The sequence below is a fragment of the Scytonema hankhaensis NUACC26 genome (assembly GCF_045865695.1).
In the GTDB taxonomy this organism is placed as follows: Bacteria; Cyanobacteriota; Cyanobacteriia; order Cyanobacteriales; family Nostocaceae; genus Scytonema.
Genome location: NZ_BAACAP010000225.1, coordinates 48,541 through 75,508, shown reverse-complemented (window position 1 = coordinate 75,508; position 26,968 = coordinate 48,541). Strand labels below are relative to the sequence as shown.

Below are 26,968 nucleotides of genomic sequence, written 5' to 3'. Positions count from 1 at the left end.
GCTATTTATAAATTAGCTACAGCCTTGACACGCTTTATAATAGGCTTGGCAACCATTTGCATACCTTCTGATGGAACTAAAGTAAGACCGCGACGTACAGGACGTGCGGGACGCTTGTTAGCTGATGATAGCTGAAACTGCGATAAAACTGTCGCTAATACCAATTTCATTTCATACAAAGCAAATGCCATACCAATACAACGATGTGTACCACCACCAAATGGCAAATACTCATATGGAGAAAATTGTCTCTCTAAAAAGCGTTCGGGTTTGAATTGCTTGGATTGTGGATAAACTTCTTCTCGATGATGTGCTAGGTAAACGCTGGGGAAGATAATTGTTCCTACTGGCAAATTGTAACCCATAATTTCAATGGGCGATCGCACAATGCGAGGAGAAGCAGTAATTGCGACGGGATAAATCCGCAAAGTTTCTTGACAAACGGCTGTTAAATAGGGCAATTTAGCGATCGCACCTGAATCAAGATTGTCACCAAGGCTATCTAATTCCCTCTGCAATTTTTCACGGACTTCTGGTAAACGGTCAATCCAGTAAAAAGCCCATGTTAATGCTGCAGCCGTCGTTTCATGACCAGCGACTAACAGTGTCATTAACTCATCGCGTAACTCCTCATCTGTCATTGTTTCGCCATTGACATCACGCGCACACATCATCAAACTGAGGACATCTTCCCGATTTGGGTTAGATTCTGTTCTTCGTTCTCGAATTAGCCTATAGATCGTGTCATCAATTTGTTGCAACAAGTTCACAACCCGACCCCAGGGACTCCAAGCACCTAAATCCTTTTGTAAAAACTTTAAAAATAAAGCCGCAAACATTAAGGGAGAATCCATAGAATCGAGAAGTGAAGCCAGTAAACGTCTCATTTCTTCCAAACGAGACCCCTCATCAAAGCCAAACACGACCCGTAAAATGACGCGCAAGGTAATTTCTTGCATTGACACGTGAATGCTAAACGGTTTGCCATTTTCCCAAGTGTGGCTCACTTGTTCGGCAATTTCACTAATTGTTTTGCCGTAAGCTCGCATTCTTTCTCCATGAAAGGGAGGGGCTAATAGTTGGCGTTGGCGTTGATGAGAATTTCCATCCAGTAAAAGCAGCGAATTTGCACCAACCAAAAATTTTAAGATCGTGTTTCCCTTACCAGCTTCTAATTGACTGGAATCAGCCGTAAAAATTTGTTGTAATGCTTGAGGATGGCTGAAGTAAACTTTGTGAGAATTATCGCGACCCCAAATGGTAAAGTTGTCGCCATAGGTTTTAGCAAAATCTTCTACATACTCTAACGGCTGAAAAATAAATTTCATCCATCGTAGAATAACAGGCATTCTTGGACCGTCTGGCAAACTACTAGCTGCTTTCATAACTGGTTGGGATAGTATAGAGTGTTCGTAATGGGCTGCAAGCTCCCCCATCTCGTTCCCAGGCTCAGCCTGGGAATGCAGTCTGCGAGGCTCTCTCTGCCTCGCGTAGCTAACTGAATAATAGAGGCGGAGCCTGGGAACGAGGGGAAGAGACGGGCAAGATGCCCGTTCCACAAGAATTTTACTTGTAAAGACTAACCCCAGAACTTCAACTTGCGGGTGTATTTTCCTAACAAGAAACTCAAGCCAACAAATCCCATACTAATTAACCCAGCAGTTGCATTTGGTTCTGGAACAGCTTTGGGAGTTTGTATAGAAAACTTGAGTAGAGCTTTACCTTTAAAAGGTGCAGTCAAATCTGTACTGGTTAATTTGTCATTTTGGGTAAAAGTTATTGTGCCTACTGCATCCTTGAATATACCTTCACCACCAGTCAGAGTGATAGTTCCACCACCTTGTACTGTACCGTTCACAAAGTCAAATTTAGCTTGGTCGTTGGCGGTTCCATATAATTCATTGCTACCACCATAATAGCGATCGCCAAGAAGTGGCTGATTTTCTAAGCCGAAAGCAGATGCATCTGCATTAAAGTAAGAAATGTTTGTTGTTGGGTCAAAATTACCGTAAGTATTGCTGAGAAACTTACTCAATCCATATGGAGCCTCAGCACTTTCACCTGTAATCGTTGCTCTAGTAATATTTAGGTCTGGTCTAAAAGAAGGGTCAATTGTGACGACTGTATCGTAAGTAGCGCTGAATTCGTATTTTGTTTGCGCGTTAGCTTTTGTTGTATCCAACCCAAAACTAACCAAGGTAACAGCTACTGAAGCTAACCCTAAAGCGTATGAACGTGAAATCATAATTGTCCTTTTTTTACAAAATTTAGTACGTGGCAACAATAATAAAAAGCGCTATTCGCTAGCGAAGTCCACTTTTGTATAAACCTTTACTCTAAAACTATAAGATATGTAAAATTCAGGATAAATGAACAATTTTTTGATGTGTTTGTTGTATTTTTAGATATCCCAAAAATTACGTAAGCACTGAGAGGAAAATCCATGCTATTTTATGGTTTCCCGTATATTATGTAGCTAAATGTTAAAAAATATTAAACCAGTGAGTGCATGATGTATAAATGCTGCACCACACTTATCATCTTGTATCTTCAACAGTGTTTGGGCGTTCTTTAAGGAATTAACTTCTAGTCATGAATAAAACTGTTGTTCTTAATGTAGTTGGATTGTCACCCAGTTTGTTGGGAGAACACACACCATTCCTCTCGCAATGGGCAAAATCTGGAAAAACTGTTCCCATTTCTCCTGTGTTACCAGCTGTTACCTGTACGGCGCAAGCTACCTACCTTACCGGAAAAATGCCCGACGAGCATGGAATTGTTGCCAATGGTTGGTATTTTCACGACGATTGCGAGATTAAGTTTTGGCGACAATCTAATAAATTGGTTCAATCACCAAAAGTATGGGACATGGCGCGATCGCTCGATCCATCTTTTACCTGCGCTAATTTATTTTGGTGGTACAATATGTACTCTTCAGCAGATTATGCAGTTACTCCTCGACCAATGTATCTTGCTGACGGTAGAAAAATTCCTGACATTTACACTCATCCACAAGAATGGCGTTCGGAACTCCAAAATGAATTAGGTCAGTTCCCTCTCTTCAATTTCTGGGGTCCTAATACATCTATTGGGTGTAGTGAGTGGATAGCCTCTTCTGCTAAGTGGGTGGAACAAAAGTGTAACCCTACCCTCACGCTAATTTACTTACCTCATTTAGATTATTGCTTGCAAAAATTTGGACCGGAAGACAAACAAGTCGCAAAAGATTTACAAGAAATTGATGTTGTTTGTCGAGATCTTATTGAATTCTACGAAAATCGCGGTACACGAGTCATTGTTCTATCTGAATACGGTATTACGGCTGTATCCCAACCAGTTCACTTGAACCGAATGCTGCGAGAACAAGGATTGCTGAGTGTACGAGAAGAACTAGGACGAGAATTGCTCGATCCTGGAGCAAGTCAAGCATTTGCTGTCGCCGATCATCAAGTTGCTCACATTTATATTAAAGATCCATATTACATACCTAAAGTGCGATCGCTGTTAGAAGCAACAGACGGTGTTGCTCGAGTTCTAGGAGATGAAGAAAAGCCAGCATACCATCTCAATCATTCTAGATCCGGGGAGTTAGTTGCGATCGCTCAACCAAATGCCTGGTTTACTTACTACTACTGGTTAGATGACAATCGCGCTCCCGATTTTGCCAGAACAGTGGATATTCATCGCAAACCCGGTTACGATCCCGTCGAACTGTTTCTCGATCCTCAAATTAAACTTCCCAAACTGAAAATAGGCATAAAACTGCTAAAAAAACAACTAGGTTTTCGCTACTTAATGGATGTTATTCCTTTAGATGCATCTTTGGTACGCGGATCTCATGGGTCTACAAGCGTTGTTCCCGGAGAACAACCTTTATTTATAACCCAGCAAACTCATTTGCTATCGGCTGAATCAATAGAAGCAACGGATGTATGTCACCTCATACTGCGGCATCTTCAGTAAACCAGTGACCACCTGACCACCTGACCACCTGACCACCTGACCACCTGACCACCTGACCACCTGACCACCTGACCACCTGACCAGTAGGGTGGGCAATGCCCACCATTGAATGCTCGCTAGGTCTGCTCCCTAACCTCGTTCCCAGTCAGAGACTGGGAACGAGAAACGAGAGATGGTCAAGTGATGGGTTTACCTACAATGGAATATAATATAGTTTATACTTCAATTTTACGGTAAATACTTAGACTTATATTAGAGAGCGCATATATTCCTTTAGAAAGAAAGAATTTATAACTCAAGGTGGTGGGGATAACTGTCTTCATATAGCCCTTGGAGTTTTACTGAGACCCAAAAGTTAAAAGCAAAAAAAACGACACATCTAACAAAAAAATGTTCATGTATCATTCCTTAACATTTAGTAGGCTAAACACATACCAAGCAGTCGTCATAAACTGCACGCGCCCGGATGTATGAAAATGGGTAATAGGCAATGGACAATAGATTATTTCTTACTACGCCCAATGCTCGATTCCCGAAGCCTTGTTTTGAGGTCATGACTGGTTTGTCTGTGACTATTCTAAGAGTAGCAATAGTACATATACAGTAACAAGTTCAATTCTTCATACTTTGCTGCTAGAATGCGTGTTTCCCGTGAATTTTCCTTGAATTGTCGATCGCAGTTTATTCTCTGCGATCTACTGCGTATATACTATGCTTTAATGTCTAAATTATTTAATTAGCAACTAATCCAAGTTGCAATGTCTGCGAATTATTGCGGACTATCTAGACACGTAATTAAATATTCTCTCAACATCAAAGAGATTGCCCATGATTGTTGATTCTCACACTTACAAAACTCTTGGCGGCATAGGTGTATCTCGCTCCATCACGGAAGTGAAGTTAGTCACTGCCTTGGATGAAATTTCCTTTTATTTAAACTCCCAAAGAGGAGGGTTGCTCAAGAGCAGCTATGAATATCCAGGGCGTTACAAAAGATGGGCGATTGGATTTGTCAATCCACCACTAGAACTGACAACACGAGAGAGAGCTTTTACGCTCAGAGCGCTAAACAATCGAGGCAAGGTGCTTCTACCCATACTATTACAGCGTCTATCTGGACATTCCCAACTTCAGGAAGTCAAGCAAGATGGCGATTATATTACTGGATATGTAAAGCCCGCCTTGCAAGCGTTTGCAGAAGAAGAACGCAGTAAGCAACCTTCTGCATTCACAGTGGTTCGCGAAATTCTCCATATTTTTTCTAGCAATGAAGACGAGCATCTCGGATTGTATGGGGCGTTTGGCTATGACTTGTTATTTCAGTTTGAGCCAATTCCGATGCGTCTGGAACGTCCTACAGACCAAAGGGATATAGTACTTTATTTGCCTGATGAGTTAGTTGTTGTTGACTACTATTTGCAACGTGCATATCGAGTGCAGTATGAGTTTGAAACAACAGAAGGCAATACCCACAATCTACCACGGACGGGCGAATCCATCGATTACAGGGGTAAGCGTCTTGTTCCAGCACAAGCTTCCGACCATGCACCAGGAGAATATGCCAGCCAAGTAGAAGTAGCACTAGATTACTTCCGACGCGGGGATTTGTTTGAAGTGGTTCCTTCGCAAAGCTTTTTTGAGTCTTGCGAACAAGCACCTAGTCAACTTTTTGAAACTTTACAGCATATAAACCCCAGCCCCTATGGTTTTATCTTCAACCTTGGTGGAGAGTATATCATTGGTGCTTCTCCAGAAATGTTTGTGCGGGTTGAAGGTCGGCGAGTAGAAACTTGCCCAATTAGTGGTACCATTGCAAGGGGACAAGATGCCCTCGATGATGCCGAGCAAATTCGTCAACTCCTAAATTCGGGTAAGGAAGAAGCAGAGTTGACCATGTGTACTGATGTGGATCGCAATGATAAATCCCGGATTTGCGAACCAGGTTCGGTACAAGTCATCGGTCGCCGTCAAATAGAAATGTACAGCCACCTGATCCACACAGTGGATCACGTTGAAGGATTGCTGCGATCGCAATTTGATGCGTTGGACGCCTTTCTCACCCACACTTGGGCAGTGACAGTAACAGGCGCACCCAAGCGATCGGCAATGCAATTCCTCGAACAGCACGAACGTAGCGCTAGACGGTGGTATGGTGGAGCCGTTGGCTACCTCAACTTCAATGGTAATCTAAATACAGGATTGATTTTAAGAACCATTAGACTGCAAGATTCAATTGCTGAGGTCAGAGTAGGAGCAACAGTTCTCTATGATTCATTGCCATCAGCAGAAGAACAAGAGACAATGACAAAAGGTGCGGCGTTATTTGAAACAATTCGTCGTGCAAAGCAAGGAATCCCACCACAGGATTGCAAGCGAGAAAAATTGAGTGCTTGTGTTCCAGATGTCGAACCCGGTAAGCGTATTTTACTGATAGATTACGAAGACTCATTTGTTCACACACTAGCCAACTACATTCGTCAAACTGGAGCAACAGTTACCACATTACGTCACGGTTTCTCGGAATCCTTATTGGATACAGAGCGTCCGGACTTAGTGGTTTTATCTCCCGGTCCCGGTAAACCCAGTGATTTTAAAGTACCAGACATGGTTCGCAGTTGCGTGCGTCGCAACATACCCCTGTTTGGAGTGTGCTTGGGACTGCAAGGAATTGTTGAAGCATTTGGAGGAGAACTCGGAATTCTTCATTATCCCCAACACGGAAAATCCTCAAGGGTAATCGTGACTGAACCGGATTCAGTTTTATTCAATGCCTTACCCCAATCCTTCTCAGTTGGTAGATATCATTCTTTGTTTGCCCTACCACAACGCTTACCCGAACAATTAAAAGTAGCAGCTATCTCAGATGATGAAGTCATCATGGCAATTGAACATCAATCGCTTCCTATAGCAGCCGTACAGTTCCATCCAGAATCCATCATGACCCTATCAGGAGAAGTTGGTCTGGCAATTATCAAGAATGTAGTTCGTGCATATACTCAGACTAAATTAACAGTGACCAGTAACCAGTGACCAGTGACCAGTAACTAGTTAATCTCCTTGTTTAAAATTCTAGTTATTGAGCATTGGGTAAGAGTTATTCCCCCTACTCCCTACCCTCTCCCCCCTCTCCCCTCCCTCCTCTCCAATCATCTCTTGCATCATCATTATGAGTTATTCTGTTGCTACTGTTGGTGTTCGCCCGCGCCACATCCTTGAAGAAATTGTGTGGCACAAAAGGGAAGAAGTTGCACAGATGCGCCAAGAATTGCCTTTGGCTTCTTTGCAACAACAATTAAGTACGGCTCCTGCAGTTAGAAATTTCTTAAAGGCTTTGCAGGAAAATCCTTACGTCCCTAGTGTAATTGCGGAGGTAAAAAAAGCATCTCCAAGCCGTGGCGTGCTTCGTGCTGACTTCGATCCAGTCGCGATCGCACAAGCTTACGAGCGAGGTGGAGCAGCTTGTTTGTCCGTTCTGACAGATTCCAAGTTCTTTCAGGGTAGTTTTGATAACCTACGTAATATTAGGCAAAAAGTTACATTACCACTGTTGTGTAAAGAGTTTATTATTGATATTTATCAAATTTATTACGCACGTGTGGCAGGTGCTGATGCTGTATTGTTGATAGCAGCTATCCTGACAGATGAAGAAATTCAGGATTTTGCAAGAGTTATCCACGATTTGGGAATGAAAGCTCTAGTAGAAGTTCATACCCTAGCAGAACTCGATAGAGTTCTAAAATTAGAAAACATACGCTTAATAGGTATAAACAATCGCAACCTAGAAGATTTTACACTCGATATTAGAACAACACAGGAACTCTCAGAGCAGAGGCGATCGCAATTACAAAGCTACGGTATCACTCTTGTTAGTGAGTCTGGCTTATACACACCTGCCGATTTATCATTTGTCGCTCAAGTTGGCGCTCGTGCCGTGCTTGTAGGAGAATCCTTAGTCAAACAAGCTGATGTAGAGAAAGCTGTACGGACTATATTAGCAGTGACCAGTGACAAATGACTTTTTTGATGAAAGCATTGATGATAACAAACTTCGGAGGTCCGGAAGTTTTTGTACAAAATGAGGTAGAAAAACCAACACCTGGTAAAAACCAAGTCCTAGTGAAAGTTTGTGCATCCTCAGTGAATCCGGCTGACTGTGGGGTACGTCGAGGGCTGTTTCCACCCAAAAGAGAACTCCCTGCCATTATTGGATTTGACGTTTCCGGAGTCATTGAAGCAGTTGGTGAAAACGTTCAAGATTTTAAGGTAGGTGATGAAGTTTATTACGCCATAGGACATTTTGATAATAGTGGTGCTTATGCTGAGTATAATGTAGCAAATGAATCAATTATTGCCAGAAAACCTATGAATCTGTCGCATATACAAGCGGCTAGCGTACCTGTTGCAGGTGGTACTGCATGGACTGCACTGATTGATAAGGCTAATATCAAAGTAGGCGAAACTGTACTCATTCATGGCGGTGCAGGAGGAGTTGGCTCTTTTGCCATCCAAATCGCTAAAGCAGCAGGTGCTTATGTTTATACAACTTGCGGTAGATACGATTTTGACCTTGTTAAGTCTATAGGTGCAGACACAGCAATAGACTACCACTCCGAAAACTTTATTGACATTCTCATGAGGGAAACTCATGGTGAAGGCGTTGACGTTACCTTTTCTACTGTCGCAGGCGAACTTTTAGCCCAAAGTTTAGCGGTCATCAAATCTGATGGTCGGGCTGTAACAGTCACAGGCGTACATGGCGACCTGAACTATGCGATCGCCAAAAACATTACAATTCACTTCGTACACTTAGACAATCCTCGCCCCAAACTAGATGCTTTGAGAACCTTAATCGAGCGCGATCGAATCAAACCCGTTATCGGAATGACCTTTCCCCTCGATTATGTTGCACAAGCCCATCAAAAGTTTGAAGAAGGAGATAAAGATGTACGTGGCAAGATTGTTATTCAAGTTAGTGGTTAGCAGTATTTCTACTAACCACTAACCACTAACCACTAACCAAATTAGGTACAATGACTTCTATTTCTGAACGCTTTCAATCTTTGAGAAATCACAATCAGTGCGCTTTAATTCCTTTTGTGACAGCAGGAGATCCAGATCTGGAGACAACAAAAGAGGCTTTGCGCATACTAGATAGGAATGGTGCTGACTTTATTGAATTAGGTGTTCCCTATTCCGATCCCCTTGCGGACGGTCCGGTTATTCAAGCAGCAGCAACTCGCGCTTTGTCTAGAGGAACTACACTAGAACAAGTGCTAGAATTAGTGGCAGAAGTTAGCCCTACTTTGCAAGCTCCTATTATTTTATTTACCTATTACAATCCTATTTTAAATCGGGGTATTAGGTCATTTTTAGCAGAAATAGCAAATGTTGGAGCGAAGGGCTTAGTTGTTCCAGATTTACCTTTAGAAGAAGCAGAAGAGTTAATTAATACGGCTGCTGAATTTGGAGTAGAAGTGATTTTGCTTGTAGCTCCTACAAGTTCCAAAGAGAGAATTGATGCGCTCGCGCAATCTTCAAGAGGATTTATTTATCTTGTTAGTGTCACTGGTGTAACAGGTATACGTTCTCAAATTCAAGATCGCGTGAAGCCTTTGCTAACATCCATGCGGAGCGTCAGTGATAAGCCAATCGGCGTTGGGTTTGGTATTTCCGGCTCGGAACAAGCACGTCAAGTCAAAGAATGGGGTGCAGACGCCGTTATTGTTGGTAGCGCTTTTGTAAAACGTTTAGCAACAGGCACTCCAGAAGAAGGACTCCAAGCAATTGAAGAACTTTGTAAAGAATTAAAAACAGCGATCGCGCCTGAATTGCTAGTGACTAATCGCTAACGGGCTTCCAATAACAAAATCTCTCAAAATTTCTTGTGGTGCGGGCTTCTAGCACGCCAACAATATGTAACGGGCGAGGACGCCCGTACCACGGGTGAGGACGCCTGTACCACGTACCACAAAATACATAATTCATTTCTTGGAAATCCTGAATAGTGAATTGCCTACTAATTACTAACCGCTAACAACTAACCATTAACCAACAAGGAGTTTTTCACCAGTGGTAAGCATCTCAGATAAAAACATTGCAGCATCTGTAGTTCCTGACTCTTTAGGAAGATTTGGACGTTTCGGGGGCAAATATGTACCTGAAACACTCATGCCTGCTTTAAGTGAATTAGAAGCAGCAGCAGCACAGTATCGTAATGACCCAGCTTTTCAAGCAGAATTAAACGAGTTGCTGCGCGATTATGTGGGACGCCCTAGTCCTTTATATTTTGCCGAGCGTTTGACAGCAAATTATGCTAGACCTGATGGAACAGGGCCACAAATCTACTTAAAGCGGGAAGATTTAAACCATACAGGTGCTCATAAAATTAACAATGCTTTGGGTCAGGTGTTGCTGGCTAAGCGTATGGGCAAGCAAAGAATTATTGCTGAAACAGGAGCGGGGCAGCACGGAGTGGCAACTGCTACCGTATGCGCTCGTTTTGGGTTGCAGTGCGTCATTTACATGGGCATTCAGGATATGCAACGCCAAGCCCTTAACGTATTCCGGATGAAGTTGATGGGAGCAGAGGTGCGTTCCGTTGAAGCTGGTACTGGAACTCTCAAGGATGCGACCTCTGAAGCTATCCGGGACTGGGTAACAAATGTAGAAACAACTCACTACATTTTAGGTTCTGTTGCTGGTCCTCATCCCTATCCAATGCTGGTACGCGATTTTCACGCTATTATTGGTCAAGAGACTCGCGCTCAATGTTTGGAAAAATGGGGCGGTCTTCCAGACATCCTTTTGGCTTGCGTGGGCGGTGGTTCTAATGCGATCGGACTGTTTGCTGAGTTTGTAAATGACTCATCTGTCCGGATCGTGGGAGTTGAAGCAGCAGGTGAAGGTGTTAACACGGAGAAGCATGCAGCTACTTTAACGCGGGGTCGTATCGGCGTGTTACACGGTGCTATGAGCTATGTATTGCAAGATGGCGACGGTCAGGTTGTGGAAGCACATTCCATTAGTGCTGGTTTGGACTACCCTGGTGTCGGTCCAGAACACAGTTATCTTAAGGATCTCGGTCGTGCTGAATATTACAGCGTGACTGACTCTGACGCTTTAGCTGCTTTCCAACGTTTGTCTCAGCTAGAAGGAATTATTCCAGCTTTGGAAACTTCTCATGCCATCGCATATCTTGAAACTCTTTGCCCGCAATTAAGCGGTAGCCCCCGAATAGTGATTAATTGTTCTGGTAGAGGAGATAAGGACGTGCAAACAGTTGCTAAAGTGCTCAATCCGGCTTGATACTGATTTTAGATTTTGGATTTTGGATTTTGGATTGAGAAAAAATTTCATTCAAGATCGCAAAATTGAAATTCTTCTTCGCAACTGCATTCACCAAAAACCAGAATTAATATGGTAGTCTTAACACAAGCTGTCAGTGACAATATCACCGTCTCTCCCGAATCTCTCGATTTACCTGCTTTGCTCAAGCAACTACTCGATAGGCGATCGCTTTCAGTCGAGCAAGCCTCAGCACTCATGGAAGGTTGGCTAACAGATACTATTCCTCCAGTGTTATCTGGAGCAATATTAGCAGCAATTCAAGCCAAAGGAGTCTCCACAGAAGAGTTAGTGGGTATGGCTGGTGTCCTGCAATCCCAATCATTAGGAGGAACTGGAGAAGCTCATTCTTTCCAATCCCCAATCACCAATCCCCCATCGCTTCCTGTAATTGACACTTGTGGTACCGGAGGAGATGGAGCCTCAACCTTCAACATCTCCACAGCCGTTGCTTTTGTTGTTGCAGCAGCAGGAGTAAAAGTTGCAAAGCATGGTAATCGTTCGGCGTCCAGTAAAACTGGGTCGGCTGATGTGTTAGAGGCTTTAGGTATAAATCTTAGCGCCGACCCTCAGAAAGTTAAATCCGCAGTTGATGAGGTCGGCGTAACATTCTTATTTGCTGCTGGGTGGCATCCAGCACTAAAAGCAGTTGCCGCTATGCGGAAAACACTAAAAGTGCGAACTGTTTTTAACTTGCTTGGTCCTCTAGTCAATCCCATGCGACCAACAGGGCAAATAATTGGTGTGTGTGACCCAATGCTAGTAGAAACGATTGCGAAAGCTTTGTCAGAACTTGGAACTCGCCGTGCAATTGTCGTGTACGGACGGGAAAGGTTAGATGAAGCTGGGCTAGCAGATTTAAATGACTTGGCTGTACTCAAAGATCGAACTGTCATTCCGGCGGTGCTTAGTCCCGAAGAAGTGGGTTTAACTCCTGCACCAACTGAAGCATTACGAGGTGGAGAAGTCCAGGAAAACGCTGAAATTTTAAAGGCAGTTTTACAAGGAAAAGGGACACAAGCACAGCAAGATGTTGTTGCATTAAATGCTGCACTAGCACTTTATGTAGGTGAAGCAATTGATGATGGGGCAACTGATATTGTAACAGCTTGCACAAAAGGTATTGCTCTTGCCAAAGAAGTTCTGCACAGTGGAGAAGCTTGGAAAAAGCTAGAACAACTTGCGGAATTTTTACAGTGACCAGTGACCAGTGACCAGTGACCGGTGACCAGTGACCAGTGACCAATGACCATCGATCGCTGTAAGGGCGCAAGGCGTTGCGCCCCTACTAATCACCGATCGCTAACTACTATCAAATTTAGAGGATAAACAGTCATGATTGTAGTTATTAAGAATAATACACCAGTTGAGGAAATTACTCGCATTAGTCAAGAATTGAGCGAAACTTGGGGAGTTTCTGTAGAAAAAAGTGTCGGTCATCATAAAGTTGTTCTCGGAATGATTGGTGATACTGCAACCCTTGACCCATTGATTATTCAAAATAGCAGCCCTTGGATCGAGCAAGTTTTACGAGTTGAGAAACCTTTTAAGCGGGCGAGTCGGCAATTCCGTCACGGACAACCAAGTGAGGTTGTTGTTCCTACACCCAATGGTTCTATCTACATTGGGGAGCAACATCCTATTGTATTGGTTGCTGGACCTTGCTCTGTTGAAAATGAAGCCATGATTGTGGAGACAGCTAAGCGGGTGAAGGCAGCAGGAGCCCAGTTTTTACGTGGTGGTGCTTTCAAGCCTCGTACTTCTCCTTATGCTTTTCAAGGACATGGTGAGAGTGCTCTAGAGTTATTAGCAGCAGCTCGCGAAGCAACAGGCTTGGGTATCATTACAGAAGTTATGGATGCTGCTGATTTGTCTGCGATCGCTCGTGTCGCTGATGTGGTACAAGTTGGCGCTCGCAATATGCAAAACTTTTCTCTATTGAAGAAAGTAGGCGCTCAAGATAAGCCCGTACTGCTCAAGCGAGGAATGTCTTGCACAATTGATGAGTGGCTCATGGCTGCGGAATATATTCTGGCTTCTGGAAATCCAAATGTGATTCTTTGCGAGCGTGGAATCAGAACTTTTGATTCCAAATATGTTCGCAACACCTTAGATTTGTCCGTCATTCCAGTCTTGAGACAGCTTACACATCTGCCAATCATGATCGATCCCAGTCACGGTACTGGTCAGTCTGAGTATGTTGGTTCTATGGCGTTAGCAGCTATAGCAGCAGGTACAGATTCTTTAATGATTGAAGTTCACCCCAATCCTGCTAAAGCTCTTTCTGATGGACCTCAATCTCTCACTCCTGAAAAGTTCGATCGCTTGGTTCAGGAATTGTCAGTTATTGGTAAAGTCGTTGGTCGTTGGCCTAAAGAACAGACTTTCAAACCTTCTAGAAAAGAAGTAGGAGTGATGGTATAGGAGTTGAAAGTAGGTAGGGCTAAAGCCCACCACTTTTAGGTTTTGTGCGGCATAGCCCTACCTACTACGTACATTTCAAAAATTCAATAGGAGTTTTATAATTATTCAACCAAGGTTGGATATTATTTTTCCTTGAAAATAGAAACTGCGATTGCTACCTATAAGTTAGTTAAAGGTAGCGATCGCAGTTTCTATTTTGGATTTTACCTAATAAAAATATATCTAAAAATTTGATAGATCCATCAAAAGAAATTTTATTGAAAATTTTTAAGATTTTATTTAAATTTTATATAGATAGTAGCGTTGTTTACAGTTTGATTTAATTGGATATACATCATTTAAAAATTGGTGTGATTGCATTTTACTAGACAACGCTGGACACTTTGTTAAACCTCAAAGTTCATATTTATTTGAGCGATAAAAATAAGCAGAAACTAGTAAACAAGCAGACTATTTTTGTCTGTAACGATTCCCATTGCTTCTACAATCTTTAGTTTAGAGATAGGAGAATTATTTTCAATGGCAGATGAAAACACTTCTACCCAAAATACTTCTGGTTCTGGATTTTCACAATCTCCATTTGGTCGTTTAGGCGATGCTGTAGGGACTGAGAATTTACCAGGCTTTCCCGGCGGTGGCGGTACTGAATCTGGTGGTGAGGGAGGTAATTCATTTGCTGGTGGTGGTTCACCAGTGTCGCCTTTCGATCAAATCAGATATAACATTGACCAAGCAATTTATACCGCGTTTCCTCCTGGTGGCGGTACTCCTGACGCTAACACCAGTATTGACACCAGCACGCTAAACCCATTTAATCAACCACCAGGTGGTGGCAGCCAGTCTGGTGGTGGAAACCAGTTTGGCGGTGGCACTCAAACAGGCGATGGCACTCAAACAAGTAGCGGAGAAGATCCATCTTTTGGGGGTTATAATCCGTTCGATCCCGGTTTTGGTGGCAATGTAAGCAACCAAGCCATTCAGGCTAGCAGCGGATCTGAGGGCGGTAGCACAGGCGGTTTTGGTGGCGGTAGCACAGGCGGCTCTGAGGGCGGTAGTACAGGCGGCTCTGAGGGCGATAGCACAGGCGGCTTTGGCGGCGGTAGCACAGGCGGCTTTGGCGGCGGTAGCACAGGCGGCTTTGGCGGCGATAGCACAGGCGGCTTTGGTGGCGGTAGCACAGGCGGCTTTGGTGGCGGTAGCACAGGCGGCTTTGGCGGCGGTAGCACAGGCGGCTTTGGTGGCGGTAGCACAGGCGGCTTTGGTGGCGGTGACAGTAATCAAGCTGATAGCCCTTTTGCTTCCAATCCACAAGCAAATCAAATCGATGCAACTCGTGCCGACTTAAGTAACTTTGTGACTACACAAGTCAATGGTGGAGATACTGGACTGATTGAAGAGCAAATAGCCTCTACAGTTAGTGGATTAGTGACTTCTTTAACAGGTAGTACACCATCTTTAACAGTTGAAGAAACAGTTGAAGATGAACCAGTACTAGTTTCTGAAGTCGTTACTCCTGCTGAAGACAACATTGTTATTCCAACAGGTGAAGTTATAGTAGTCAGTAACACCACAAATCAATCAGATATCATCAATAGCGGCATTGATACTTCTTCTGTTGCGACCCTCAACGAATCTGTTGCTGGTAGCAGTGTGACTTCTAATTATCCAACTCAAGAAGAGTTTCTGGCAATTCTTAACGGTGGAGATTTAAATCTTCCTGACTATTTGTCTGATGATGCAAAAGCATACATCCAAGGTCAGGTTTCAACCATTGGTGGGAATATCGGACAGTACCAAGAAACATTTGCTAGTGGTAACTCCTCTACTGATGGAAGCAATCCATTTAGTGGCGCTGATACTACCTTTGGTGGCGGTACTAACCTATTTATCTAATACCGTTTTTAGATGAAGATGCTCCCGAAAAAACTCTACCATCTGTGGCATCTCTCCTTACCCCCCTTAATCCACGCCCTTACGGGTTCGCCACTCCTCTACGAAAGGAAACCTTTCTACAAGGGTGGACTCACCACTTGCTACAAGTCGCTTAACCCGCGATGGCGCAGTGGCTCCCCCTTATCAAGGGGGGAAACAGGAAATTTATTTTCCTCCCCTTTATAAGGGGAGGTTAGTCGGGGTAAAAATAATATGCAGCTTCATATTAAATTGGTATAAAGTGACAAATTGATACAAAAATGTTGGGTTCAACCTTTTACTGACGAACCCAACATTATTCCACAAGCTACTAGCCGTTAACTTGTCTCCATTGAAAAGACCGAAGAAGAAAGTCATAAACCCAGCTAGCATTATTCTCTCTAGTGCAGAAAAATCTTTGTTCTAACAATAGGAGGATTTTTGTTTATGACAACGGCTTCAAATGTTAACACCAACGCTAGTAGCAATAGTGTGTTCCCTCAACTATCCGGTGATGTTTTAAACCGGATTCAAAAAAACCTCTCAACCTTCACTGACATTGTTAACCGGTATAAAAGCGGTAATGCAGTGACTAACGGTGACTTGGCTTTAATAACACCTGTGGTTGAGTTTGTCAACTATTTAAACAGTACTGGTCGTGGAACTGCTAGTGGCAACACAGTGGTTAATGGTACTAGTGTACCTAGTACTAGCAGCCCAGTCACAAGCAGTGGCAGTGTTGTTCCTTTACAATCTCCTAATGATGTAATGAAGTTGATAGAGGCTGACATTACAAATTTTTACAACACTGTCAACCGGAATTCTGGTATTGGCGGTAACAATCAGCTTCCGCAATCTGCTGCTGATGTCTTCAAACTCTTACAGAATGACATTGCATACAGTAGCAACATCAATCAACTCCAAGCTACTAACAGCCCATTAGTTGGTGGTACAAATACTAACACAATTGTCTGATAAGGCTAGGGGATCTTGATACAACAGTAGACTTGACAAACATCCTCTAACACTCACGCTCTAAGGATAAAAGAAGAAAGTTGCTCATTGGGTTTGTTTTGAGACGTTATACAACAGTTATTCTGTTTGCGTCTGAGACAAACCTATTTTTCGATCGCGTTAGTATGTTGTATCTTGAATTACCCCTTCCCACCAGGAGATTACCCAAATATGTAGTAGGGTGGGCAGTGCCTACAAAGATCGGTAATTTTAGAGTGGAAAGGGAGTAAGAACATCAAAAAAATAGGCAATTTTACCGAAAAAAATATTCTTGTGTTTTTTGTATTGTTCTTTATTGGCATTTTTTACATTTAAATAAAAAAACAATAAAGATATCTAAAGAATAGGCAATCTTATCGAAAAATAACTTATTGCTGTTTGTCTTGTAAGTCCGTAGATTTTAATTAGCTAATGTTGACTGAAGTAAAAAAAACAAGTCACAATGTGCGTTACCGGTTGTATCTACCTTTACTCATAGTGTTTCTCTTGCGTGAATAATTATATGCTGAAGACTTACTATTCTCTAAGAAACTCAACAAAAAGTCTAGTCTCATTTGACTAAATTTTTAGCGATCGCAGCGCGTTTTTTATGTCTCATAACTTTGTACATTGATATTACACGAGCAGTCAATCTAGCAACAAGATTCTTGCGATTCGCATTCAAACAGTTCAAATTCTTAATTAATGCAGGAAATGCTGGGTTAAACCCATTGTAAGGGTCACCCAACAAGCTTTCAAGAGCTACTAGCCAATAATCCCTGCTCTCAAGAAACTCTCACAGCGAGCTTGATAAGCAGGATCGACTTTTTTATCTTTTATATTCTACGAGATTTTGGTTCCAAAAATTAGGAGGATTATTGTTAATGGCAACGTCTACTACTGATATTCTCACACCGGGTACTCCCTCAACTGATGTAACTTACAACACATCTTCGAGCACTTCTAGCGGTTCACTCCCTAGCACTTTTGGTTCTAGCGTTACTTTGTCTGGTGACAGCACTTGGAGTTCGAGTACTAGCAATAATTCTTTTGCTGGTGCTGAAAACAACCCATATGCTGGTGGTGGTGGCTCTGCTTATGCAAGTCTTGGCAACACGGTTGTTGGTGACAATCAGTGGATTATCGGTAAAGAAACCACACCAGAGAGATTTTCAAAAGTGATAAATTATACAACCGAAGAAATAGTTGACTCAGTTATTGTTAAGCTGAGCAACAGACTTTCTGAGAGTGGCATTACGACTTCTTCAACTGGTGGAAACCCCTTTGCTGGTGGAAATAACCCCTTTGGTAGTACTAATGCCCCAGCTCTCGATTTCTTGAAGCAGGTATATGGTGTAAACTTTCCCATACCTGACTCAGCCTCAAATTTCTTGACATCAGTATACGGGCAAACCTTACCTGGTGGTTCTAGCAACCCATTTCCCACTACTGGTACTGGAACTTCCGGTACTGGTGGTAGCAATCCGATTGCTGGTACTGGAACTTCCGGTACTAGTACTAGCAATCCGATTGCTGGTGCTGGAACTTCCGGTACTAGTACTAGCAATCCATTTGCTGGTGCTGGAACTTCCGGTACTGGTGGTAGCATACCTCAACAGCCCTCTTTTGATATCACACAAGTTATTTTTGGTGAAAGCTTATCATCTGGAAGTAGTGGCAGATCCTCCTCTGAAACTCTCAGAATTGTCCAAGATGGTTTGTTAAACTTCACGAAAACAGTCAATTCTGCTGTAGGTAAAAAACTTTTTAGTGGTAACAACACGCCTCTAAAATCCCCTTCAGATTTATTGACGCTTTACAAGAATGACATCATCAGTGCCAATACCGGTATCAATACTGTCAATGACCTTGCTGGTGGTGGAGAAGATCCTTACCAAAACTTGGCTGGTGGTAGTGGTTCTCAGGCTGTTCAGCCACCTTCTGATATTTTGTACACCGTTCTTGGTGGTTTGTTACCCTTCAGTGGTACTGACAACATTTTCAATACTCCTGATGGCAGCATACCTATTGGTTACGGCAATAAGGACTTTGGAAGTGACAGCGCAGTTATCGGTAATGCCAACTGGAATTATGGGAAATCCAATGCAAGCATCGGTAATGCCAACTGGAATTGGGATTTTACCAAAGACAACGCGACTATTGGTAATGGTAACTGGTATTTAGACTCTAGCCAGAACAACAGAACTTTGGGTAATGGTAACTGGTACTGGGAGTCAACGGCTAACAACAATACCTTGGGTAACGGTAACTGGAACTTTGGAAATAACAATACCACCCTTGGAAACGGTAACTGGGACTTCGGTAGTAATAACACAATCATTGGTAATGGTAATAGGGTCTTCACCAGCAACAGCATTGTGATTGGTAATGGTAACTGGTCTGTTATTATTGACAAATCCTCTACTGATGGGGGCGATTTCCTTGGCAAGTTGGATAATCTAGTATTGTCATTGGGAATTAAGGACGGCGCTGATAATCTGGTAAATTCCTTAATTGGCAGATTCGGTGGTGCGTTTGAACCACTGACAGGTGAGTTAACTGAAGGCGGTCGCAAGACTTACGATAAGCTTTTCTACTCTGATAATAGTAGTGCGATCGCGGCTGCACCTAGCCCATAATTTATCATTCACCTTTTTAACAAATTCCTTTCGTAGTTTGTAGCAGTCACTTGGCATTCGTCCTGTGACTGCTTTTTGTGTTACCTCATCAACTTAGAAGCAGGCATTGTTATAGGTGATGCAGTATCAAGCAACAGTGTTTTCACGTCTTGATTGCCAAAGCCATAAGTTTTTTACTATACTTTAAGCTATTAAGTATTACTTTTGTCAATCCCTTACCAGAAAATAGCTCTAACTAGCTAAATTTTAACTGGTTAAGTTTTGAAAAAGTATTTTCAGCGCCTCTCAGGGCAAGGTATAAAGTTAAAAGGAGTTTGTTTGCAGGCAAAAGAGGTTAAGGAAAAACTAAAATTTCTCATAAGTGAGGCATCTTTAATAGACCCTAACTTAGCAAAAAGGTTAGATGAAATAAGGCGTTGGATTAAGGACACAAAAGATGGTTCTTTGAATACTAAAAAGTTAGTAATGGCTTTTTTGTTGGAGGCGATCGAAGATTCTGAAGTTTGGCTTCAACTTAAAGTACAAACTCCTGAAGTTTGTCAATTAGATTTAGCTAGAATGACTGCGCCAGTCAGATATTGGTACAGCTATTTATTTCCCAAATGGTTAAATGAAGCGGACTCAAAATTGTATATTTGGAAACAAAAAATGATGGCTGGTGAGTTTAACCAGGAAGATGTCGAATTATTAGCTAAGATAGTTAATGAAATTAAAAGTCGTCAAGGAACTGTTTTGCAGCGTTACGTAGCCGATCTTTCAATGGCTACAGATTTAATTGTTAGTAGTAGTCAGGAGAAACCCCTTTGTGTTCAACTTACTAGCCTTTCTGAAGAATTCACTGAGATTAAATATCAGGATTGGAAAAATACTTTACGTGAATGGGGTATAGAACGAGGATTATTTTTAAGTTTTCATCCTGGTGAACCGGAATTTATTAAACAGTTAGTGAATATTACCTTATACAACAGTAATAATCTTAAAATAGGGAGCTATCTAAAATTCAGTGTACCCTCGTAAGTTCCTTCTGTTTAAGTATATTTTTTTAACTCAACAGTTTTTTCATAAATTATTATGGTTACTGAAAGACAAAATTACAATCGAGATAAATTATCAAAAGTACTTCAGGCTGTGGAAAAAGCCCAAAAATTACAAGATGACCGAATTGAGTTCGGCTTAGATCATGTCAACCTCTATGTGGATGACGTGGAGGGCGATTGGTTGGAGACATGGGATGAGGATGAAGAAGCTGAAGTCACACCTACAGAAAGTTCAGACCACTAATTTTGGCACTATATCTTATACAGTTGCTCAAATGCTCGGATTGACGCCATAGTAAAATTTAGAGGTCAACGACTTCTCTTGGTGCGTAGACGACGGCAGTATAGTCTGAGCAATAGGAGCGTTTTATGTTTTCCCTAACGAATTTTGCCATTACAAGCAAAATTTACGAAAGTGCCAATTCTCTTGTATATAGAGGGGTCAGAAAACAAACGGAAGCAGCCGTCGTCCTTAAACTTCTCAAGCAAGACTATCCTACCCCGGCAGAACTTACTCGCTACAAACAGGAATATAAAATTATTCGTTCTCTCAATGCAGAAGGTATTATTCGGGCTTATGAATTACAGGAGTATCAAAGAACCTTCTTCATTGTGTTTGAAGACTTTGGTGGAGAATCCTTACAAAAACTCATGCAGGAGTCACCGCAAAAGTATTGCCCAATGTCTTTGAATGAATTCTTACGCCTTGCCATACAAATTACAGAAATTCTCGGCAAGATTCATACTGCTAATATTATTCACAAAGATATTAACCCTAGCAATATTGTTCTCAATCCAGATTCAGGGATTGTTAAAATTATAGACTTTGGCATTTCTACTCAGTTTAGTCGTACAGATCCAAGTTTTCAACATCCAAATGTTATAGAAGGCACTTTAGCATATATGTCGCCGGAACAAACGGGAAGGATGAACAGAATGTTGGATTATCGCACCGATTTTTACTCTCTCGGTGTGACTTTCTATGAATTGCTAACAGGACAATTGCCATTTGTCACTACTGATGTGCTGGAATTAGTACACTGTCATATTGCTAAACAGCCCATTCAGCCGCATGAGGTGAATAAAGATATTCCCTCAATGGTTTCAAGTATAGTTATGAAGTTGATGGCGAAGAATGCTGAAGAACGCTATCAAAGTACCTGGGGAATTAAAGCTGACTTAGAAGAATGTTTGGCACAATTACAAGCATCGGGAAATATTGTACAATTTGCCCCTGGTTGTCGAGATGTTTCTGACAAATTTTACATTCCGCAAAAACTGTATGGTAGGGAACAAGAAGTAGAAACTTTGCTGACAGCGTTTATGCGCGTAGCGTCTGGGGAGGAGCAACCCTCTCCATTACAAAATAAAATCGAAATGATGTTAGTCACGGGGAGTTCCGGTATTGGGAAATCAGCACTGGTACAAGAAATTTATAAACCGATTACCCAAAAGCGAGGTTACTTTATTTCTGGTAAATTTGACCAATTTCGGCGCAACATTCCCTACAGTGCGATAGTAGACGCCTTAGTTGGATTAGTGCGACAGCTACTGACTGAAGATGAAGCTTCTTTGCAACAATGGCGTTCAAAACTCTTAGCAGCTTTGGGTATGAATGCCCAAATTGTTATTGATGTTATCCCAGAAGTAGAATTGATTATTGGTAAACAACCAAAAGTGCCAGAATTAGGAGCAACGGAATCTCAAAATCGTTTTAATTTAGTCTTTCAAAACTTCATTAGAGTGTTTTGCTCTCAAGAGCATCCTTTAGTTATCTTTCTAGACGATCTACAATGGGTAGACTCGGCAACTCTGAAATTAATTGAGTTGATGGTAGCAGATAGAAATACACAGTATTTGTTTTTAATAGGAGCTTATCGAGACAAGGAAGTAGAGATAAGAGGGGGTACTTCTTTACATCCGTTAGCGATCGCTCTGGAAAATTGGCAAAGAGCAGGGGTTGGAATTCATTCTATAAATTTACAGCCTTTGCAAATCGATGCGATCGCACAACTTATAAGCGAAACTTTACATAGTGATGGAGAAGCCAGTTTATCTTTAGCAAAATTGGTCTTGCGAAAAACGGATGGAAATCCTTTCTTTGTCAACGAGTTTCTCAAGACATTATATACAGAAAACCTGATTACTCTCACCCTGCAGTTGTCACAAATTGCATCATCTCAGACTACTATTCAAAATCAAAAGCTTAAATGGAATTGGGATTTGACTCAAATTGAAGCTCAAGACATCACCGATAACGTGGTAGATTTGATGATTGGCAAAGTCAAAAAACTACCTCAATCTACACAACAAATTATAAGTTTAGCTGCTTGTATAGGTGCTGAATTTGATTTAAATACCCTCTCCATAATTTGTGAAAAATCTCCCGAAGACTTATCTTTCGCTCTAATAGCAGCATTGGAATCGGGTTTAATATTACATACATCAGAATTAGACGAACAATTAATAGTTCAAAATTATAAATTTTTACACGATCGCGTACAACAAGCTGCATACGCCTTAATAGATGAATCGCAAAAGCAAGCAGTTCATTTACAAATAGGTCGCAATTTATTAAAAAACTCACAACACAAACTTTCAGAAAAGCTATTTGAGATTGTAGATCATCTCAATCTTGGCTGTGTAAATACCCCACCCGCGCTACCGCGCACCCTCCCCTTGGTAAGGGGAGGGTTGGTAAATACCCCACCCGCGCTACCGCGCACCCTCCCCTTGGTAAGGGGAGGGTTAGGGAGGGGTGTATTATATGAGGAAAAAAATGAAATTGCGAAATTAAACTTAATGGCAGGTCAAAAAGCAAAAACAGCAACTGCTTATGTTGCTGCTGCTAAGTACTTAAGTAAAGGAATGGAATTGTTGGCAGAGGATAGTTGGCAAATAGACTATGACCTTACACTAGCTTTGTATGTCGAAGCCACAGAAGTTGCATTTCTTTGCGGAGATTTTAAACAGATGGAACAATTAGCCTCTGTTGTGTTGCAGCAAGCGAAGTTACTATTGGAGAAAGTAAAAGTTTATCAAATTAAGATCCAAGCTTGTGTTACCCAAGTCAAACTACAAGAAGCAGTTAAAATTGCCCTACCAGTTCTCAAGTTATTAGGGATAAGCTTTCTAAAGTTACCAAGCAAGTGGAATATTTGTTTGGGTTTGCTAAGGATTAAATTAGCTTTGGCTGGAAAACGTATTGAGCAATTAAGCGATTTGCCACCCATGACCGATCCTTACAAGCTAGCAGCTTTACGTATGCTATCGAGCATATTTTCTGCTATCTATTTTGCTGTTCCAGAAATGTTACCACTGGTTGTGTTTCAACAAGTCAGTTTATCAGTTAAATATGGCAATGCACCGGGTTCTGCTCATGCTTATGCCAATTACGGTTTAGTTTTATGTGGAATAGTTGGTGATGTTGAGTCGGGATATCAATTTGGTCAACTTGCTGTAAATCTCATGGAGAGATTTCATCTTAAAGAATTTAAAGCAAAAATATGGGGAGTCTTTAATACTTTTATCAGACATTGGAAGGAACATATGCGAGAATCTATTGTTCCCTTCTTAGAATGCTATCAAAGTGGGGTAGATACAGGAGATCTATTATATGCTTCTTTTGGCATACGTAATTATTTCGTGCATTCCTACTTTACAGGTAAAGAACTCAGCGTACTCAAACAGGAGACGATCGCTTATCGAGAAGCTGTCATACAACTCAAACAAAAAAATGCTTTAAAAATTTATGATTCTTATTTCCAAGTCATTTTGAAATTAATGGATTCACCAGAAAACCATTCTAACTTAACTGGCGAGACAAGCAGTCTAGACGAAATGTTGCATTTTTTTATTCAATCTAATGAAAGGTATGCAACATTGACTTTGTATATACATAAATTAGTTTTAGCTTATTTATTTGCTAATTATAAAGAAGCTGTTGAAATTGCAACAAATGCAGAAAATTATTTAAATGGTGCGACAGGAGCAATACTAGTTCCCATATTTCATTTCTATGATTCTTTAGCTAAACTTGCTGTCTATCCTTCCCTCCCTAAGTCAGAACAAAAGTGCTTTTTGAAAAATTTATGTAACAATCAGAAAAAAATGAAAAAATGGGCAGATTTCGCCCCCATGAACTACCTACATAAATTTTATCTAGTAGAAGCTGAGAAAGCGAGAGTTTTGGGTCAATTTCTCAAAGCAGAAATCTTTTACGAACGAGCCATTCAAGGTGCTAGGAACAACGAGTACATTCAAGAAGAAGCATTAGCTTATGAATTAGCAGCAAAATTTTATCTTGGGTGTGATAAAGAGAAATTTGCCCAAACTTATATGAAAGAGGCGCATTATTGCTATATGCGTTGGGGAGCGATCGCAAAATCTATAGATTTGGAAACGAGATATCCTCAATTGTTTACAAGTTCTCCCATAGCTCATTCAAATCGAACAAATAATCTGGAAAATTCTACTATCACAACTGGTAGTAGTTCTAAAGAAGCTTTAGACTTGGCTACAGTAATGAAAGCTTCCCAAGCAATTTCTGGTGAAATTGTGCTGGAGAAATTACTTGATTCTTTAATGAAGATATTAATTGAAAATGCGGGAGCACAAAAAGGTTTTCTCATTTTACATTCACAAGCAGAGATAGGAAGTGAGGGAGAATGGACAATTCAAGCATTGGGCGAGGTGAAGTCAGAAGCAGAGCAAAATGCCTGTATAACAACAATTTTGCCATCAATGCCTCTGGAAAATAACCTGCCCTTATCTATTGTTAATTATGTCATTCGGACTCAAGAAAGCGTTGTTTTGAATGATGCGATTTCTGAAGATAGTTTTACGACAGAACCTTACATTCAAGCACATCAAACGAAGTCAATTCTATGCGCTCCGCTCATTAATGCTGGGAAACTCATAGGGATTTTGTATTTAGAAAATAATTTAACTGTTGGCGCATTTACACAACAACGATTGGAAGTTTTGAACTTATTATCTTCACAAGCAGCGATTTCTATTGAAAACGCTAACCTCTACAATCAGTTAGAGGATTACAGCCGGATGCTAGAACAAAAAGTAGAACAACGTACCGCCGAACTTGCAGAAGCGACTCATAAAGCGCAAACAGCCAACCAAGCCAAAAGTGCCTTTTTAGCAAATATGAGTCACGAGTTGCGGACTCCTCTTAATGCGATTCTGGGTTTTTCCCAATTAATCGGTCGTTCGACTCAGATACTACCAGAACACCAAGAAAATCTGAAGATTATTACTCGAAGTGGAGAACACCTACTGACTCTTATTAACCAAGTTTTGGATTTGTCGAAGATTGAGGCGGGACGTATATCTCTCAATGAAACATCCTTTGATTTGTACCGACTTCTAGCCGATTTAAAAGATATGTTTCAACTCAAAGCGGAGAATCAGGGATTGCAGTTGTTGTTCGAGCGATCGCAAAATGTCCCCCAATATATCCAAACCGATGAGGTAAAATTACGTCAAGTCCTGATAAATCTCCTTTCTAATGCCATTAAGTTTACCAAAAAAGGAAGCGTGACAGTGAGAGTGAAAGAGGGATTGGGTACTGGGGAACTCGGGGCCCCCTCTGGGGATAAGGGGCAATGGGGACTGGGGACTGGAGAAGATAATTCCCAATCGCCAATCGCCAATCGCCAATCGCCAATCGCCAATCCCCGATCCCCAATTACCTTTGAAGTAGAAGATACGGGAATGGGTATTGCACCCGATGAATTAGATAAACTTTTTGAAGCATTCGTGCAAACAAGGACAGGCGAACAATCTCAGGAAGGAACGGGGTTAGGATTGGCTATAGCACGCTCCTTTGTGCAACTGATGGGGGGCGAAATGATAGTGAAATCCGAATTAGGACGTGGGAGTCGCTTCAAATTTTATATTCGAGCTTATTGGGTGAAACCTGCTGAAATTCAGGAAAAACAACCAAAGCGTCGCGTTATTGCACTGGAAGCTAACCAACCGCGCTATCGAATTTTAGTAGTCGATGACGGTTGGGAGAATCGCCAGTTGATGATGAAACTACTGTCACCTTTGGGTTTTGAGGTAGAACAGGCGAGTAATGGGTTGGATGCGATCGCGCTTTGGGAACAAACAAAGCCACACTTAATTTTTATGGATATACGAATGCCTATAATGGATGGAATGGAAGCAACCCAACGCATTCGAGGAAGCAATCAAAGCGAACAAACAGCAATTATTGCTTTGAGTGCAAGTGTGTTAGAGGACAGGCGCAACGCCATTCTAGCTGCTGGTTGTAACGATTTTATTTACAAACCCTTTGTAGAAGAAGACATTTTTGAAGCCATACACAAACATATGGGTGTACGCTTTGTATATGAAGAGATTACTGTAACTTCTCAGCCAGAGCAAACCGAAGCAAATGCTTTAACTACTGATAGTCTAGCTGAGTTACCTCTTAATTTAATTGCTCAGTTGCACTCCTGTATCCTAAATCTTGAAGTAGAATCCGTACAGCAATGCATTTCTCAGATCGAGCAATTAAATCGACCTCTAGCCCAAGCTTTAACAGTGCTAGTTAATAATTTTCAGTACGAGCAGTTGTTAGAACTCACACAACCTTGGGTTAATGAGGGTGAGTAATATCATCTCTCTATAATCAGACTA

Annotated in this window: 17 protein-coding genes; 14 read left to right on the top strand and 3 right to left on the bottom strand. The window is 41.6% G+C overall.

What is annotated here, in order from left to right; all coding sequences use genetic code 11:
* Nucleotides 1–5: 5 nt before the first annotated feature.
* Both ACKTT2_RS32655 and ACKTT2_RS32650 read right to left on the bottom strand, forming a co-directional pair.
* Nucleotides 6–1,385: a cytochrome P450 gene (locus tag ACKTT2_RS32655; RefSeq protein WP_407894592.1), complete on the bottom strand. Its 1,380-nt coding sequence runs from the start codon at nucleotides 1,383–1,385 to the stop codon at nucleotides 6–8.
* 194 nt (nucleotides 1,386–1,579) lie between these two features.
* A complete protein-coding gene (locus ACKTT2_RS32650) occupies nucleotides 1,580–2,245 on the bottom strand; it encodes a hypothetical protein (protein ID WP_407894590.1) in 666 nt (221 codons plus the stop codon).
* Between the two features lie 347 nt (nucleotides 2,246–2,592).
* Between ACKTT2_RS32650 and ACKTT2_RS32645 the strand changes: the two genes are divergently transcribed.
* The 5 genes from ACKTT2_RS32645 to trpA all read left to right on the top strand — a co-directional run bounded on the left by ACKTT2_RS32645 (nucleotide 2,593) and on the right by trpA (nucleotide 9,812).
* A complete protein-coding gene (locus ACKTT2_RS32645) occupies nucleotides 2,593–3,963 on the top strand; it encodes an alkaline phosphatase family protein (RefSeq protein ID WP_407894588.1) in 1,371 nt (456 codons plus the stop codon).
* Nucleotides 3,964–4,791: 828 nt separating this feature from the next.
* Nucleotides 4,792–6,993, top strand: coding sequence for an anthranilate synthase (locus ACKTT2_RS32640; RefSeq protein WP_407894586.1), 2,202 nt, complete (start codon nucleotides 4,792–4,794; stop codon nucleotides 6,991–6,993).
* Between the two features lie 136 nt (nucleotides 6,994–7,129).
* Nucleotides 7,130–7,978, top strand: coding sequence for an indole-3-glycerol phosphate synthase TrpC (gene trpC / locus ACKTT2_RS32635; RefSeq protein WP_407894584.1), 849 nt, complete (start codon nucleotides 7,130–7,132; stop codon nucleotides 7,976–7,978).
* Nucleotides 7,975–8,943: a zinc-dependent alcohol dehydrogenase family protein gene (locus ACKTT2_RS32630; RefSeq protein ID WP_407894582.1), complete on the top strand. Its 969-nt coding sequence runs from the start codon at nucleotides 7,975–7,977 to the stop codon at nucleotides 8,941–8,943. Before trpC ends, ACKTT2_RS32630 begins: the two co-directional genes overlap by 4 nt.
* 50 nt (nucleotides 8,944–8,993) lie before the next feature.
* Complete coding sequence (gene trpA / locus ACKTT2_RS32625; RefSeq protein WP_407894579.1) at nucleotides 8,994–9,812, top strand: tryptophan synthase subunit alpha; 819 nt, start codon at nucleotides 8,994–8,996, stop codon at nucleotides 9,810–9,812.
* Here the strand turns inward: trpA and ACKTT2_RS32620 are convergent.
* A complete protein-coding gene (locus ACKTT2_RS32620; protein WP_407894577.1) occupies nucleotides 9,802–9,948 on the bottom strand; it encodes a hypothetical protein in 147 nt (48 codons plus the stop codon). The genes trpA and ACKTT2_RS32620 overlap by 11 nt on opposite strands.
* An 84-nt stretch (nucleotides 9,949–10,032) precedes the next feature.
* On the opposite strand from ACKTT2_RS32620, the gene trpB reads away from it, so the two are divergent.
* From trpB to ACKTT2_RS32575, 9 genes are all read left to right on the top strand, one after another.
* Nucleotides 10,033–11,268: a tryptophan synthase subunit beta gene (gene trpB / locus ACKTT2_RS32615; protein ID WP_407894575.1), complete on the top strand. Its 1,236-nt coding sequence runs from the start codon at nucleotides 10,033–10,035 to the stop codon at nucleotides 11,266–11,268.
* A 111-nt stretch (nucleotides 11,269–11,379) separates the two neighbouring features.
* Nucleotides 11,380–12,507, top strand: a complete 1,128-nt coding sequence (trpD, locus tag ACKTT2_RS32610) for an anthranilate phosphoribosyltransferase (protein WP_407894573.1) — start codon at nucleotides 11,380–11,382, stop codon at nucleotides 12,505–12,507.
* Nucleotides 12,508–12,642: 135 nt separating this feature from the next.
* Complete coding sequence (gene aroF, locus ACKTT2_RS32605) at nucleotides 12,643–13,731, top strand: 3-deoxy-7-phosphoheptulonate synthase (protein ID WP_407894571.1); 1,089 nt, start codon at nucleotides 12,643–12,645, stop codon at nucleotides 13,729–13,731.
* A gap of 456 nt (nucleotides 13,732–14,187) precedes the next feature.
* Entirely contained in the window at nucleotides 14,188–15,624 is a 1,437-nt protein-coding gene (locus ACKTT2_RS32600) for a hypothetical protein (protein ID WP_407894569.1), read from the top strand.
* A gap of 465 nt (nucleotides 15,625–16,089) precedes the next feature.
* On the top strand, nucleotides 16,090–16,617 hold the full coding sequence (locus ACKTT2_RS32595; protein ID WP_407894567.1) for a hypothetical protein: 528 nt from the start codon (nucleotides 16,090–16,092) through the stop codon (nucleotides 16,615–16,617).
* A gap of 902 nt (nucleotides 16,618–17,519) precedes the next feature.
* Complete coding sequence (locus tag ACKTT2_RS32590) at nucleotides 17,520–19,274, top strand: hypothetical protein (RefSeq protein WP_407894565.1); 1,755 nt, start codon at nucleotides 17,520–17,522, stop codon at nucleotides 19,272–19,274.
* 318 nt (nucleotides 19,275–19,592) lie between these two features.
* A complete protein-coding gene (locus tag ACKTT2_RS32585) occupies nucleotides 19,593–20,291 on the top strand; it encodes a hypothetical protein (protein ID WP_407894640.1) in 699 nt (232 codons plus the stop codon).
* Nucleotides 20,292–20,345: 54 nt separating this feature from the next.
* Nucleotides 20,346–20,555 (top strand): hypothetical protein, encoded by a 210-nt coding sequence (locus ACKTT2_RS32580; RefSeq protein ID WP_407894563.1) that lies wholly within the window; start codon nucleotides 20,346–20,348, stop codon nucleotides 20,553–20,555.
* A 125-nt stretch (nucleotides 20,556–20,680) separates the two neighbouring features.
* Nucleotides 20,681–26,944, top strand: a complete 6,264-nt coding sequence (locus ACKTT2_RS32575) for a hybrid sensor histidine kinase/response regulator (protein ID WP_407894561.1) — start codon at nucleotides 20,681–20,683, stop codon at nucleotides 26,942–26,944.
* The last annotated feature ends 24 nt before the right edge of the window (nucleotides 26,945–26,968 follow it).